The sequence below is a fragment of the Sphingomonas sp. PvP055 genome, from assembly GCF_040546365.1.
GTDB classification, from domain to species: domain Bacteria; phylum Pseudomonadota; class Alphaproteobacteria; order Sphingomonadales; family Sphingomonadaceae; genus Sphingomonas; species Sphingomonas echinoides_A.
The window spans coordinates 25,807-40,573 of record NZ_JBEPNS010000003.1 but is presented as its reverse complement, the minus strand read 5'-3'; the positions used below and the strand labels follow the sequence as shown (position 1 = coordinate 40,573).

Genomic DNA, 14,767 nt, shown 5'->3' with positions numbered 1-14,767 from the left:
TATGGAAGTAGATCGGTTAGCCTGTTCCACCTGAGACACCGGGAGCCGCCTTGGGGTCGGGATCCTGCGCCTTGCCTGTCGCGGGTGCCGCCTTCTGGCTCGGCATAGCGATGAGATAGGCGACGATCGCGTCGACGTCCTTCTCGGCCACCGGGGCCTTGTACACCTTGCGCATCTTGGTGACGGTCGCCTTCCACTGATCCGCCGATAGCGATGGCTGGGTCAGCGCCATGCTGGCCGAGTGGCACGAAGTGCAGTTGGCGTTGATGACGTTGGCGTGCGGACCATCGGGATAGGTCGCTTCGTCGACCGGCAGGTCGACGCTGGTCGAGGCGAGCGAAAAGCCGCGGGCTGAGACGCTGGTGGGCGGTGCCGGCTCGGATGTCTCGGAGATCGGGGCAGGCGCCTTGCGGCTGCTCGGCGCCCCGATCGAGACGAGGATAATGCCGGTCAGGCCGATCAGGCCAGCGGCCATGATACCGGGAGACGGGGTCTTCATGCTACTCGCTCCTCAGGCCGCGATGATGGTGGTGGTCTCGATATTGCCGCGCATGAACCCGCCTGGGTTCCAGATCGGCTTCATCGGCTGAGCGACACCGTTGGCGTTCCAGCAGCGCACCATGATGGGGTTGGGACCGCGCCTAAGCGGCACGCGACCATCCCAGCGCCGGAAGCTATACTTGCCCTCGTCCGCTCCGAGCGTCGTCCTGTACCAGGTGCGGCCACCATCGGATGAGACATCGACCTTGGCGACGCCGCAGTCGCCGCCCATCGCGATCCCGCCAACCGGGATGGACGCTTCATAGGCGATCGCCTGGCCATCCGGCAGGCTGGTCATCCAGCTGCGCGGGATCATGCGATTGATCGGCACGGTCGGGAAGTCCTTGGCACCGGGCGCGACATTCGCGCCGGGTGTCGCCGGTATCTTGTAGGCCTTGGCCATCCAATACTGGTCGTCAGGGCCGGGCAGCACCTCGATCGCGTTCAGCATCTTGACCCAGTAGGTCGAATACCAGCCCGGGACGATCAGCCGGCAGGGAAAGCCGTTGAGGAGCGGCAGCTGCTCGCCGTTCATGCCGAAGGCGATCATCACTTCGCCGTCGCGGGCATGGTCGATGTCGAGCGCCTTCTCGAAGTCAGGGGCGCCCGCCACAACCGGCTGATCGAGCGCGCCGAAGCGCACCTGTACCGCGCCTGCCTTGACCCCCGCGAGGTTCAGCACGTCGCGCAGGCGCACGCCGAGCCATTTGGCATTGCCCATCGCGCCGTTGCCCCATTGCGCGCCGGCGACCCGGGGCTGGAACAGCCCACGGCTGTTGCCCGAACACTGGTTGATCGCCGCCATCTCGACCCGCGGCAGGCGCAGCAGTTGGGCAAGGCTGATCGACAGCGGTCGGTTGACGTGGCCGAAGACGTTGAGGCGGAAGCTCTCGACGTCGATCGAGGTTGGAATGTCGGCCCAGTGCCAGCGAACGAAGAACTGGTCGTTGGGCGTGAACACCGACTTGTCGAACACGTCCATCGGCGTCTCCAACAGCGGAGGATGGATGCGTTGAAGGATCATGCTGCCCTTGCCAGGAAAGGCGCTGGTCATCGGCCGCTCGGCATTGCCGCCAGGCAGCTTCAGGTCGACGAGCTGCTGCGCCAGCGCAGGTGCTGCGGCAAGGCCGGCGGTGCCGAGCGCCGTACGCCTGAGAAAGCGGCGACGGCTGGTTTTACTCGCCAGCGCGGCGTCAAAATTGTCCATGACAAGGCTCTCCTGTGGCCAGCCACGCTGGCGGATCGAAGCGGCGTTCTGCAAGTGATCGGACCGACTGATCCGATCATCAGGGTGGATCAGTTCGGGGTAGCGATGCAGGGCGAGACGAACAGGTTGCCGCGCCATGCTCCGGCGAGCGTCTTGGCACCGACCAGCAGCCACATCGCCGCGAGCGCGATCGTCAGCACCGTGCCGACGATACCGAAGAAGCCGAGGTTCAGCGTCGTACCGAGGCGGAAGGTGGCGACGGTGTAGACGCCGAGCGGGAAGGTATAGCCCCACCAGCCAAGGTTGAATGGGACGCCGGCGCGCCAGTAGCGGATGGTGATGAGCGTCGCGAGCGCCAGCCACCACAGGCCGAAACCCCACAGGCAGAGCCCGACGACGACGCCGATCCCTTGCGCGACGGTACCGACATCGACCAGCCCGTGCGCCGCGAGGATCGCCGGCGCATCCGCCCCAAGCACCAGCATACCCAGCGCCCCGGTGCCGATCGGCCCCAGCGCGAGCCAGGATGATGCCGCCATGCTCTCGTGCGGGAGCTTGTGGAGCGCCATGCGCAGGATCAGGATAGCGAGGATGCCAAACGCGACCGGCACCGAATAGGCCCACAGCACATACGAGGTCGCGAGCGTCACGATCTGCGCGTGGGGATCGACCAGATGCGGCGCGAGCAGCCCGCCGCTGGCACCCGCCACTTCCGCTGCGACGACCGGCAGCAGCCATACCGCGGTCATGCCGTCCAGGCTGTGCTCGTGGCGGGTAAACATCAGGTAGGGGATCAACACGCCGCAGGCGAGCGACATGGCGACGTCGATCCACCACAGGACGTGTGCGACCGGCACGATGCCGTTACCGAACCGCACGATCCCGAAGGCGAGGCATCCGTTGATGATCGTCGCCAAGCCCATCGGAATGGTCCCGATGAACATCGACACGGTGTTGTGGCCGAAGATGCGCCGTGCCTCATGCCCGAACATCGCCCAGCGCGCGCCATAGAGACCGGCGAACAGGATGAAGAGCGCGATGTTGAAGAACCACAACACCTCGCCAATCGGTTTGAGCGCGGGGCCGATGCCGGGCACCTGCGGCAGCGCGAGAGCGAGGATGCCGGTGCCCATGGTCGCGGCGAACCAGTTGGGCGTGAACTGGCGGATCATCTCGCGCGGATGGTCGAGCCGGCTGAGCGGCTTGAGGCCGGTCAGGACCGGAGGTGTTTTGGCAGTCATGCGACCTGCTCCTTGATAAGGTCCGTCAGCGCGTCCGCCGCGCGGGTGCGATAGCGTTCCTTGTGGCGCAGCGCGTGGAAGGCGCGATCGGGCAGCCCCAGCGGCAGCTCGACCAGATCGCCCGCCTTCAACGCACGAGCGACGACCAATCGCGACAATACGGCGACGCCGGCACCGGCCTCGACCGCGGTACGCACCGCCTCGTTGGACGGCAGCGTCATCGCTACCGTCAGCTGGGCCGGATCAAACCCGCGCGTTCGCAGCACGTCCTCGAAGGTCGAGCGCGTGCCCGAACCCTGCTCGCGGACGATCCAGCGTTCAGCGCGAAGCCAGTCCTCGTCGACGCGCCCGGCGTCCTCACGGCCGACCAGCACCATCGGGTCACGCCCGACATTCCAGAGGGCGAGCGCCGGTTCGTCCACCTCGCCCTCGACGAAACCGAGCTCCGCCGCGCCGCTCAGGATCTGCGCTGCCGCACCTTCGGTGTTGTCGATCGCCAGTTCGACCGCGATCTGCGGGTGGCGTTCGTGGAAGGCGGCGAGCTTTGCCGGCAACCAGTAGCTCGCGATCGTCTGGCTTGCGACGATCCGCAACGAACCACGGGCAAGCCCGGCATAGTCCGCCAGCATCGTCTCGGCATGCGCTGCCCGCCCCAGCACCGCGCGCGCTTCCTCCAGAAAGCCGCGGCCTGCTTCGGTCAGCTGGATGCCACGCCCGACACGGTGAAACAGAGGAACCCCGTAGCGCGCCTCCAGAGCCGCGACCGCGCCGGACGCAGCAGACTGCGTGACGTTCAGCGCCTCCGCTGCCTTGGTGACGTGTTCGCGCTCGGCGACACCGACAAAGATTCTGAGCTGCTCCAAGGTCATGCAGCTTATATCGCGCACTCTGATCGATACGACCAACCGTTTGATCTGTTTATTTCAATCTGGATACCGGAACGATCGGTAATCCTTCGTCTGCGATAGTCTTGAAGACTTGAAGCGATCCGCGCGCTTGCGGCGTTGGTTCGTCCATGACTGATATGATCGAGCGCAAATCCGAGCCCTACAACGCCGAGCCGACGCCCGGCGCGCTGATCGAGCGGTTCCTGACGCCGCAGGCGCTGTTCTACGTGCGCAGCCATGGTGCGGTGCCTGATCTGCCTGCCGATCACCGGATCGAGGTCAGCGGGATGAGCATGGAAAGACGCTCCTTCTCGGTGGAGGAATTGAAGAGCGCGTTGGCCACGCGGACGGTGACGGCAGTTCTCCAGTGCGCCGGCAACCGGCGCACGGATCTCCAGCCGGTCGCAAAAACGTCCGGCGACCCCTGGGACGTGGGAGCGATCGGCAATGCGGAATGGACCGGCGTACGACTGTCCGACCTACTGGATGCCGTCGGTGCGCCGGATGCGTCCGACCTGTTTGTGGCGTTCACCGGCGCGGACGAGGTGGACGTCGAAGGCGAGGAAGCATTGTTCGGGGTCTCGATCGCCATGGACAAGGCGCGGCAACCCGACGTCCTCATTGCCTGGGCGATGAACGGCGAGCCGCTGACGCCCGAACACGGCGCACCGCTCCGCATGGTGGTGCCGGGCTATGCCGGGGTGCGGAGCGCCAAATGGCTGACACGGATCGAGGTGCGCGACACGCCATCCGACGCACCGATCCAGGCGCACGACTACAAGCTCTTTCCTGCCGATGTGACGAGCGACACCGTCGACTGGAGCCAGGGTCTGACCATCAATGCCATGCCGCTCAACGCCGCGATCTGCGTGCCCGGCTCTGGCGAAAGCCTGCCGGCCGGGGAGGTGCGGATCGAGGGCTATGCCATCGCCTATGATCGCCGCGTCTCTCGGGTCGAAGTGTCGATAAACGGTGGTCGCGACTGGCAACAGGCGACGTTCACCGATGATCCGGAGGCGCACTGGGGTTGGCGGCGCTGGACCCTCGACGCCACGCTCGTCAAGGGGCGCCAGCACCTTGTCGTGCGCGCCTTCGACGAGACTGGACAGGGTCAGCCCGAGCGGCCGGATACGATGTGGAACTTCGCCGGCTATCTGTGCACCGCCTGGCATCATGTGCACGTGCTGGTCGAATGATCGAAGCATCAGCGGCATCGGACCTCGGCTTTTGGATCGACGCGATCGGGCGGCTGGTGGTGGCGACCGCGGCTGGGATGGTGCTCGGCTGGGAACGCTCGCGCGAGAACCGGCAGATCATGGGCTTGCGGACGCTGGGCCTCGTCGGTCTGGCGAGCTGCATCGCCGTGCAGGCGATCGTGCACAGTGGCTTGCCGAATGTGAACGCCGATGCCGCAGGGCGGGCGATGCAGGGCATTTTGTCTGGCGTCGGTTTCATCGGTGCCGGTGCGGTGCTGCGGGTCGGCCAAGGTCAGGAAGTGCATGGACTGGCGACCGCCGCGTGCATCTGGGTGACAGCCACGATCGGCGCGGCAGCAGGGTTGGCGGTGTGGCCGCTCATCATCGGCGGGTTGAGCCTTGCGATGCTCGTACTGTTCGTCGGCGCTCCGCTCGAACGTCGCATTCGCGAGCGGGCCAGGCTGACTCCGGCAGAGGCCGACCGGAAGGATGCCGAGCGCAAGCCGTGATCCCGCTGGTCCGCCCAGTGCCTGTCGCGCTGAGAACCGGCCACGCGCTATCAGGACACAAGCGCCGCATCGGCCTGGCGCCGGACCTCGTTGGCGATCGGATGCAGCTCGGCAGCGGGGCGCTCCCCCACCACACTATAGCCGATCCCGTCGACCGCCCATGTGACCCGGCCCATGGTCCCGCTGGACGTGCTGGTCATGCTTGCGCTCTTGTCGATTTGCATGGGCCTCGTCAGCACCGCGAGCTTCGACGCTTGCGGTCCATCATAGAGGAGCAGCGCCGCAGGGCCGTGGGGCGTCGCGACCAATCGCCCCCCGCCATAGCGGTAACCCGCTGTGCTAAGGTCCGGGATGGTCACGCGCTCACCCAATCGGCTGGAGGTCCACCGGATCAGCATGGCGCGCTGGTCGGGGCCGATTTCCGCCGGTCGGATCCGGTCGGCGGCATAGACACGGAAATTGTCGCTCGCCTCATTGGCCAGCGCCGCGATGCCCGCGTGGGGTTCGCCGCTCCACCGCGCGCTCGACCAACCACCGCCAAATCCGACCGCCAGCAGAAGCGACGCGGCGATGGCGAGTTGCCAAGGCGGTTGGCGTTGCCGTCCCCTGATGGCTGCGACGCGCATCGTCGCCGGGATCGGTTCCTCCGCGATGGGAGCGAACAGGGACGCAAGGGCTCGCGCCTGCTCCGCCTGCTCCCGCAAACGGGCATGCACGTCCGGCTGGCCTTCAAGGTAAGCGTCGACCAGACGCTGCCGCTCGGGCGACAGCCTGCCATCGATCCACGCGGCCAGATCGTCTTCTCCGATCGGGCTGGTCATCGAATACTCCTTAATCGTGGCCGTTCATCCTCCTGGAGGAGCGTCGCCAGACGGTCGCGCCCCCGCGATATGCGCGACATCACCGTTCCCAGCGGCACGCCGACGACGGCAGCGACTTCCCCATATGACAGACCTTCGACGGAAATGAGGAGCAGCACCGTCCGCTGCTCCTCGGGCAACGCATCAAGTGCGCGCAACAGGTCTCGGTGGTGCAGGCCTGCGTCCTGATCGGCCGGGTGGCCGAGCGCAGCGTCGTCCACGAGGTGGAGCGGAACCGCCGTACCTCGCCGGCTATGCTGCCGCTGATGGTCGACCAACAGATTGTGCAGGATCGCATAGATCCAGGGGCGAACCTCCGTCCCGCGTCGTTGCCGCCAGCGCCCGACCGCGCGCTCAAGGCAATCCTGCACCACGTCATCCGCCATCGCCCGATCGCGCAACCACGACCGGGCATAACGGCGCAGACCGGGGACCAGGGGCTCGATCGCGGCGGCAAGCGGGTCCATCTCAGTCGCGCTGCACCTGCACGATGCGGCCCGGTGCGCCATTCACTACCTCGGCGACCGCCAGAAAGCGCCGGGGGGCCGCTGCACTGCCCTGAACGATCTGCCGGATCGGACCCGATGCGTTGACGATCGCCGCACCTGCCGGATTGCTCATGAAGTTCGCAAGCGGCTCTACCGCACCGCTGCCGTCCGCGTTGGCGGTGAGCACGAGCATATAAGGCTTCTTGGGCTGCAAACCGGTAACGGCACTCTGCACGACCTGAATGATGCCCTGGTCGAAGAGGGTAATGCTGCTTGCCGCACCATTGCCTCCAACTGGCCCCATGTTCAGATGCACCGCCTTGCCTGCCGTACCGAGCGGTTGGAGATTGTCGGTGCCGGGGCCTGTCGGAATAGCGTTCGGCACATAGGCGATCGCCTGCGGTGCCTGTCCGACCGGCACGGTGGCAACGACCTTGTTGCCGGCGGTGTCGATCGCGGCAAGTTCATCGGCATTCTCCAGCCCGACATAGATGCGCCGGCCGTCGCCCGATGGCCAGACGCCGTGCGGCATCTTGCCGACCGGGATGGTAGCGACAAGCGCGAAGTCGGACGTGCGGAACACCTTCACCGCGTTTTCCCCGCCCACCGTGACATAGGCGAACTGTCCCCTGACCGTGCGGGCGAAGTTGACGTGATTGGTGATCGGTCCGGTATCCAGCACCTTGAGGATCGCGAAAGGCGGCCTGGCATCGAATGCGACCGTCTTGCCGATGTCCTTCAGCGTGAACCACACCTGCTTGCCGTCCGGCGTCGCGGCGATGTTAGGACAGAACGGACTCGGCTGCGCCACCTGTCCGACCTGCGCGTGGGTCGAGACATCGAACACGGCCAGCACCGGATTGAACGAGGAACAGACATAGCCGTATCGGCCATCGGGAGAGAAGATCGTCATGCCCGGACCACCGGGCGTCTTGATGCGACCGGTCTCCTTGTACGTCGTGGGGTCGAGCACGGCGATGTAATCCTCGCCGCGTACCGTAACCCACACCTCCTTGCCGTCCGGCGTGAAGAACGCCTCATGCGGGCTGCGCCCGACATAGGTCGTGTGCTTGACGGTGTTGGTGGCGGTGTCGATCCACGACACGGCGTTGGATCCGATCGACACGACCGCCAGTGTTTTCCCGTCCGGCGAGAAGCCGAGGCCGTGAACCAGCACCTGCCCCTTGTAGAGCGGGGAAAAATTCATCGGCTGCGGATCGCCGAGCTTGATGACGCCGAGCAACCTGTTGTCGGCCGGGTCCGTCACCGACACCGTGTTGGAGAATTGTTCGGATGCATAGACGCGGTCGCGGTGGCTGACAGGCACGTCCTTGGCGTTCCACGGCGCCTGCTGGGCCATGGCAATGCCCGGTGCGGCGCTCATCAGCAAGGCGGCCGAGCGCAGGAAGGTCGGGATCATGTCAGTGCTCCATATGGCTGTGGTGGTCGCCGCCCTGCGTCGAGGCTGGCGTCGAAGGGGGTAGCGGCTGACCGATCGCCAACTTCATGGCGGCGATCTCCTGCTGCTGATCGATGATGATCTCCTGCGCAATGCGCTTGAGCTGCTCGTTATGGCCGTAGCGCAGCTCTGCCACCGCCATATCAATGGCGCCCTGGTGATGCGGAAGCATCATTGCGACGAAGTCGCGGTCGACGTCGCCGGACGGCTTGACCATCATGCCCGCCATCATCCGGTCCATCGCGGCAGATACCATGCTGGCGTAGCCATCGGCGGGGGCGGCCGCGACTGCGCCGGTGAGCATGGCCGAAGCAGTCAGACCCAGCATCCAATTTCGTCTACGCATAAGCCTCCGGCGCATCAGTCTCGAAAGCGTAGACGACGCCCGTCGGGGTTTATTCCATGGGTGCAGTCATTTTATCGATCTTCACCAAGACATATGGTCCCTTCGCAACCCTGCGGTTGGTTGACCAGGTCGCCGTCGGACATCATATGCTCGGGCACGGCGATGGATTTCCGCCGGGCCATTCGGCCGAACCGCCCTCGCAAGGGCCGATGATTCCTACCAAGCGCCGCAAGGCAGCAAGGAGGAATCGTGCGCGCGACATTTCGCAATCTCTACGACCAGTTCAACATGGCAGCGTTCATTCGCGATCGCCGCACCCATGCCATGTCGGTGCTGCGGTGGGCTTTGATCCTGGTCCCGATGGCCGCAACGGTGGGAACGCTCTGCGCGGCCTTCTTGTGGAGCCTCGATGCCGTGACCCGGCTTCGCTTTGCCTTTCCCTGGCTGCTCTACCTGCTGCCGATCGGCGGGTTCATGGTCGGACTGCTCTACCATCTGACAGGGCGCTCGGTCGAAGGCGGTAACAACCTCATCGTCGAGCAAATCCATGAACCGGGGGGCGGTGTGCCGCTGCGCATGGCCCCGCTCATCTTCTTCGGCACGGTCGTGACGCACCTGTTCGGGGGATCGGCGGGGCGTGAAGGCACCGCCGTGCAATTGGGCGGCAGCCTTTCCAGCGGCTTCGGCCGCGCACTCAAGCTGGATGCGGAAGCGACACGCATCCTGCTGATGACCGGAATCGCGGCGGGCTTTGGCGCGGTCTTCGGGACGCCGATCGCGGGCGCGGTCTTCGCGCTGGAGGTCCTGGCGATCGGCCGGGTCGAGTATCGTGCGCTAGTACCATGCTTGGTCGCGGCACTGGTGGGTGACTGGACCTGTCTTTCCTGGGGCATTCATCACGGCGCCTACCATGTCGATGCGATGGTGCCGGTCGACGCGTCGCTCGTCTCAAAAGCCAGCCTCGCGGGCGTCGTATTCGGATTGGTCGGGCTGGCCTTTGCAGAGGCCAACCATGCGCTCGGCGGATGGCTGAAGCGCGTGATACCCTATGGCCCACTACGACCCGTTATCGGTGGTTTGGCCGTGATCGCGCTGGTCTGGCTATTTGGCACGCAAGATTATCTCGGCCTAGGCACGCTGGCGGCAACGCCGGGTGGCCTGACCATTGCCAGCTTCTTCGGCTCCAATACGTACCCGTGGAGCTGGGCGCTGAAGCTGCTTTTCACCGTCGTCACCCTAAGTGCCGGCTTCAAAGGCGGGGAGGTGACCCCGCTGTTCTTCATCGGCGCGGCGCTCGGCAATGCGCTCGCGCCCGTATTTGGAGTGCCGACGGGGGTGTTCGCGGCGATCGGCTTCGTCGCGCTGTTCGCGGGTGCAGCCAACACGCCGCTTGCCTGCACCTTCATGGGGATCGAATTGTTTGGCGCGACCTATGCCGTGCCGATCGCAGTCGCGTGCTTCGTCGCCTACCTCTGCTCAGGCCACAACGGCATCTACCTGTCGCAGCGCGTCGCTGTACCAAAGGTACCTGCCGCACACCTCACACCCGACGCGACCCTGCGCGATGCCCGCACGCACCGCGCTTCTCGCCGGCGCACGCGCGCCTGATCCTGTTTCCTGTCGAAAGCCCGTCATGCCCAACCGTTTCAATGTCCATCACCGCGAAGTCGGGATGCTGCGCATCTATCTAAAACCGTCCGACAAGATCGGCCCGCGTCGCTTCTGGGGGGCAAAGCCGCTCTATCGTGAGCTGATTCGCACCGCGAAGGCGGACTGCATCATCAACGCCGTCGCGCAAAATACCCATTACGGCTTCAGCAATCACGAATCGATCCGGGGAAGAACGGCTCGGAAATTGCCGATCCGCATCTGACGATCTGTGTCGAACTGGTCGGCGATCACGATCAGCTCGACCTTTTCTGTCGCCGGCATGGAGATCTGCTCGGCGACAAGGTGATCGTCTACAAACGACTGGAGCATTGGACTATCACGCGCAAAACTGAGCTAACCAGAGCCTGATTGGCGTTCCCGTAAAGGAAGGTCGATTGGGAATCCCCAACTCAATGCCCCCTGAAAAGCACTGGTGTTGGGTGCCGTTTTCTCGAAATCTGTTCCCAAATCGATTTTCTCGAAATGGCCTAAACGACACGGGAAAACGGGAATCCTTAGCTGACCGGTTTTGGCGACGGAACTATGCCCAATTTCTAAATAGGCATCCGGCAAGGATGTCGCGCATGTCCTAAGTTTCGGACGTCGCGTATATCCCGTCTTTTGCGACACCGCTGCGCTTGCACCCCGACACCTTTCCCAAAAGGGAACGAGAAGAGAGAAAACAGCGGCTTTGCCTAACTGTCGGATGGACATTTTGGGAGCGTCAGTTGTCGTTTAAAATCCGTTGAAAGATAACTGAGGAACCGCCGACACCGCTTGCAATGGACCTATCCGCCAAGCATCGCGGTTATCTTCGCTCCCAGCGCATCAAGGGCAAATGGCTTGGTTATCATGTCCATGTTGGTGCCCAGGAAACCGGCGCGGATGGCGGCGTTTTCGGCATAGCCGGTCACAAAGAGCACCGGCAGTTCGGGCCTGTGGGTACGCGCGATCTCAGCTAGCTGCCGACCATTCATACCCGGCAGACCAACGTCCGATACCAGAAGGTCGATTGTGCGGTCAGACGCAAGTACCGGGATCGCCTCGTTGGCGTCTTTGGCAAGGATCGTGCGGTAGGCCAGCTCGCTCAGCACTTCGTGGATGAGGACACGGACAGAGTCATCGTCCTCGACCAGCAAAACCGTCTGACCTTCACCTTCCTGAACCCGCAACGCAGCCAGCGTATCGCTACCTTCCGGCGCTTCGCCGGCCGGCAGGTAGAGCTTGACGGAGGTTCCCTCACCTGGACGGCTATGGATGCGAACCTGCCCACCCGATTGCCGGGCAAAACCATAGACCATCGACAGGCCGAGGCCGGTCCCCTGGCCGATCGGCTTGGTGGTGAAGAACGGATCGAACACCTTGGCAACGAGATCAGGCGACATACCAACGCCGGTGTCGGACACAGCAACCATGACGTATCGCCCGGCCGCAACCTCGGGCTTGGCGGTCGCATAGGCCTCATCGAGCTCGACGAGCGATGTTTCAATCGTGAGCTGTCCGCCATCGGGCATTGCGTCGCGCGCGTTGATGACTAGGTTCAAAATCGCATTCTCAAGCTGGTTGGCATCGGTGACGGCAAAACCGACCTGCTCGTTGGAGACGATGGCAAGAGCGATGTTCTCCCGGATCGTCCGGCGAAGCAGATCCTCCAGCGATTGCGTGAGCGCATTTACATCGACCGGATGGCTATCGAGCGATTGCCGCCGTGAGAAGGCGAGCAGTCGCTGGGTCAGTGCTGCAGCGCGCTGTGCCGACGCCGACGCCGCATCCATGAACCGGTCCAAGTCATCAAGCCGACCAGACGCGATCCGACGCTTGATGATGTCGAGACCGCCGATGACACCGGTCAACATGTTGTTGAAGTCGTGAGCGATCCCGCCGGTGAGCTGTCCTACAGCCTCCATCTTCTGGCTTTGTCGCAGCGCATCCTCGGCACGCGCCCTCGTCGCCATTTCCGCTTCGAGATCGGCCGTGCGTTCGGCGACCTTGTCCTCCAGCGTGCGGTTAAGCCGATCGAGCGCGTCCTCGGTTTCCTTGCGCGCAGTGATGTCGATGATCGTACCGATGAAGCGGATCGCCTGGCCGTCAGCAAAGAAGCTGCCACCGCGCGCGCCAACCCAACGCGTGACGCCATCGGTCATTCCGATCGTGCGGTACTCGATGTCATAGCCGCCATCGCCAGCGGGATCGACAGCTCCGTTCAAGGCCGCCTCGACATTCGCCCGATCGCCGTCGTGAATATGCGCGAGGAACAACGCGTTATCGACGACCGTATCCGCCGGCATGCCGAACAACGCCTTGCAGCGCGCATCCCACCGGATCGTCCCGTCACGCGGATCGTGATCCCAGGTGCCGACATCGGCCGCATCGGTCGCCAGCCGCAGTCGGCTTTCACTCTCGGCAAGTTCGGTCTGCCGATCGCGCATGGCGAACTGCTTCTGACGCGACCGCATGGCGGAGGCGACAGCACTGACCAGGGATGCCTTTCCCAGCGGCCGTTCCAACACGATGCTGTTGTCGGGCCGACCAGTCGGCATTGGTCTCGGACGCGCAGCGTGATTGGTACGCTGGGCAGCGAGCAGGACAGTCGGAATGTCAGACCAGGCCGGCTGCTGTTGGAATGCCTGGCGCAGGCTCTCATTGCCCTGCTTTAACGCCTCTTCGGTGAGGAGGAGAACGCCGATACGCCAGTCGAGATGTTCTGCAACAGCACCCAAATCAGGACATATCGCGACATCATAGCCCTCGGCGTCGAGTAGCGCCTTGATGCTTGGCGCGTCCCGGCCAAATGGTGCGCAGACGAGAACGCGGTGACCTTCCGACGCCGTCTTATGATCCACCGAAGCGATCTTCCATCAAGGGTGTCTGGGCGCCGAGGTATTCCGGCGTGCCGGTGAGTACGCCTTTGAACGCGGACAGCGCCTCACCGACGCGCACGCCCTGCTGGTCGATGCGCAGTTCGCGAATGGTATCCTCATGCATGCCACCACGGTTCTTGATGACCGATATCGCCTTGCGGATGCGACCTTCGGCTTCAAAAAAGCGCAGCAGCAGCACCGTGTCAGCGACGTAGGATATGTTGAGGTTGGTTGCCATCGTACCCACCAACCCATGCTGCGGGTTGATGAGGAAGGTGACGACACCCTTCTGGCTCAAAAACGACAGCATCTCATGCATCTGCAAAATGAGCTGCTGCTCCTGCGGCATTGCGGCCATATACCCGTTGAGACTGTCGATGACGATCATGTTGGCGCCGCGGTTCTCAACCTCACTCACCACTCGCGAGGCGAACTCACCCGGCGACAGCTCGGCTGGATCGATCTGCTCGATAACAAGGCAGCCGTTATCGACATGGTTCTGCAAACCGAGATTGAAAGCGCGTGCCCGCGCCATCAGCGTGCCCACCCGCTCATCGAATTCGTAGATCGTGCACTTCTCACCACGCCGACACGCGGCATCGATATATTGCAGCGAGATCGTCGTCTTCCCGGAACCCGCCGGTCCCGTCACCAGGACGCTGGTGCCGCGCATAGGGCCACCGCCGAGCAGATTGTCGAGCTCGACCACACCGCTCGGCGTCACCTCGCCGCTGAACTCGGCATGATGGGTTGCCGCAATAAGGCGTGGGTAGATGTCGAGGCCCCCCTTGCGGATCGTCATATCATGATAACCGGCGATGAAATCGACGCCGCGCAGCTTTTGTACCTGGAGCCTTCGCCGGGCCGCGCCGAAGTCCAGGGTCAGGCGCTCCAACGTGATGACACCGTGAGCAAGACTGTGAAGGTGATTGTCGTGGCCCGTTGCGCTACCGGTCATGTCATCGACGAGTATTACCGTAGCATCACGGCCGGCGAAGAATTGCTTCAGCGCCAGCACTTGGCGGCGATAACGCAGCGGATCCTGTGCCAGCAGCCGCATCTCCGACAGGCTGTCGAACACCACCCGCCGTGGTTGCACGCGCTCGACCTCGGCCTGAATAAGCTGGACGGTCTCGCTCAGCTCCATCTCCCAGGGGTGAAGCACCGACTGCTCGCTCCCGCCGCCCAGAATTTCCGAGGCAGCGCTGAACTCGAACACGTCAAAATCGTCGATGCTCCAGCCGTGCGAGGATGCGACCACGGCCAGCTCTTCGCGGGTTTCCGACAGGGTGATGTACAGCGCCTTTTCGCCCTGCCGCACGCCTTCGCGCAGGAACTGGAGCGCGAGCGTCGTCTTGCCGGACCCCGGTGTGCCTTCAAGCAGGTAAAGACGGTTGGCCGGCAGACCGCCGGTCAGGATCGTATCGAGACCGGTATTACCGGTCGAGATTGTTGGTGCCTGGCTCATATCTTGCCCGTTGTTCGCGCTATGGCCGGTGCTTAGCCGCTTCTCGCGTGCAGAG

General features: G+C 63.9%; 14 protein-coding genes and 1 riboswitch. Of the genes, 4 read left to right on the top strand and 10 right to left on the bottom strand.

The features are described 5' to 3' along the window. Positions 1 to 16: 16 nt before the first annotated feature. The 4 genes from ABIC16_RS20085 to ABIC16_RS20070 all read right to left on the bottom strand — a co-directional run bounded on the left by ABIC16_RS20085 (position 17) and on the right by ABIC16_RS20070 (position 3,857). Positions 17 to 499 (bottom strand): c-type cytochrome, encoded by a 483-nt coding sequence (locus ABIC16_RS20085; RefSeq protein WP_041394294.1) that lies wholly within the window; start codon positions 497 to 499, stop codon positions 17 to 19. Between the two features lie 12 nt (positions 500 to 511). Further along, a complete protein-coding gene (locus tag ABIC16_RS20080) occupies positions 512 to 1,747 on the bottom strand; it encodes a molybdopterin-dependent oxidoreductase (protein ID WP_041394295.1) in 1,236 nt (411 codons plus the stop codon). An 89-nt stretch (positions 1,748 to 1,836) separates the two neighbouring features. Then, positions 1,837 to 2,988, bottom strand: coding sequence for a TDT family transporter (locus ABIC16_RS20075; protein ID WP_041394297.1), 1,152 nt, complete (start codon positions 2,986 to 2,988; stop codon positions 1,837 to 1,839). Then, positions 2,985 to 3,857: a LysR family transcriptional regulator gene (locus ABIC16_RS20070; RefSeq protein WP_041394299.1), complete on the bottom strand. Its 873-nt coding sequence runs from the start codon at positions 3,855 to 3,857 to the stop codon at positions 2,985 to 2,987. The genes ABIC16_RS20075 and ABIC16_RS20070 overlap by 4 nt, the downstream gene beginning before the upstream one ends. Positions 3,858 to 4,012: 155 nt before the next feature. On the opposite strand from ABIC16_RS20070, the gene ABIC16_RS20065 reads away from it, so the two are divergent. Together ABIC16_RS20065 and ABIC16_RS20060 are read left to right on the top strand one after the other, a co-directional pair. Then, on the top strand, positions 4,013 to 5,071 hold the full coding sequence (locus ABIC16_RS20065) for a sulfite oxidase (RefSeq protein WP_354292644.1): 1,059 nt from the start codon (positions 4,013 to 4,015) through the stop codon (positions 5,069 to 5,071). Then, on the top strand, positions 5,068 to 5,580 hold the full coding sequence (locus ABIC16_RS20060; RefSeq protein WP_052075880.1) for an MgtC/SapB family protein: 513 nt from the start codon (positions 5,068 to 5,070) through the stop codon (positions 5,578 to 5,580). The genes ABIC16_RS20065 and ABIC16_RS20060 overlap by 4 nt, the downstream gene beginning before the upstream one ends. A gap of 50 nt (positions 5,581 to 5,630) precedes the next feature. On the opposite strand, the gene ABIC16_RS20055 is transcribed toward ABIC16_RS20060, so the two are convergent. Genes ABIC16_RS20055 through ABIC16_RS20040 form a run of 4 tightly spaced genes read right to left on the bottom strand, consistent with a single transcriptional unit; the run spans position 5,631 to position 8,715 of the window. Beyond that, positions 5,631 to 6,401, bottom strand: coding sequence for an anti-sigma factor family protein (locus tag ABIC16_RS20055; protein WP_052075881.1), 771 nt, complete (start codon positions 6,399 to 6,401; stop codon positions 5,631 to 5,633). After that, a complete protein-coding gene (locus ABIC16_RS20050) occupies positions 6,398 to 6,907 on the bottom strand; it encodes an RNA polymerase sigma factor (protein WP_041394245.1) in 510 nt (169 codons plus the stop codon). The genes ABIC16_RS20055 and ABIC16_RS20050 overlap by 4 nt, the downstream gene beginning before the upstream one ends. A 1-nt stretch (position 6,908) precedes the next feature. Then, positions 6,909 to 8,348, bottom strand: a complete 1,440-nt coding sequence (locus ABIC16_RS20045) for a YncE family protein (protein WP_041394247.1) — start codon at positions 8,346 to 8,348, stop codon at positions 6,909 to 6,911. Between the two features lies 1 nt (position 8,349). Further along, positions 8,350 to 8,715, bottom strand: a complete 366-nt coding sequence (locus tag ABIC16_RS20040) for a DUF305 domain-containing protein (protein WP_354292641.1) — start codon at positions 8,713 to 8,715, stop codon at positions 8,350 to 8,352. Between the two features lie 167 nt (positions 8,716 to 8,882). Further along, positions 8,883 to 8,959, top strand: a riboswitch (Fluoride riboswitch). Between the two features lie 23 nt (positions 8,960 to 8,982). Here ABIC16_RS20040 and ABIC16_RS20035 point away from each other — a divergent pair. Then, entirely contained in the window at positions 8,983 to 10,341 is a 1,359-nt protein-coding gene (locus ABIC16_RS20035; RefSeq protein ID WP_041394249.1) for a voltage-gated chloride channel family protein, read from the top strand. Between the two features lie 25 nt (positions 10,342 to 10,366). Continuing rightward, on the top strand, positions 10,367 to 10,606 hold the full coding sequence (locus ABIC16_RS20030) for a putative PII-like signaling protein (protein WP_354292639.1): 240 nt from the start codon (positions 10,367 to 10,369) through the stop codon (positions 10,604 to 10,606). Between the two features lie 565 nt (positions 10,607 to 11,171). Here ABIC16_RS20030 and ABIC16_RS20025 read toward each other — a convergent pair. Together ABIC16_RS20025 and ABIC16_RS20020 are read right to left on the bottom strand one after the other, a co-directional pair. Further along, entirely contained in the window at positions 11,172 to 13,226 is a 2,055-nt protein-coding gene (locus ABIC16_RS20025; protein ID WP_354292637.1) for an ATP-binding protein, read from the bottom strand. Then, positions 13,216 to 14,712: an ATPase domain-containing protein gene (locus ABIC16_RS20020; protein WP_354292635.1), complete on the bottom strand. Its 1,497-nt coding sequence runs from the start codon at positions 14,710 to 14,712 to the stop codon at positions 13,216 to 13,218. The genes ABIC16_RS20025 and ABIC16_RS20020 overlap by 11 nt, the downstream gene beginning before the upstream one ends. Positions 14,713 to 14,767 lie beyond the last annotated feature (55 nt).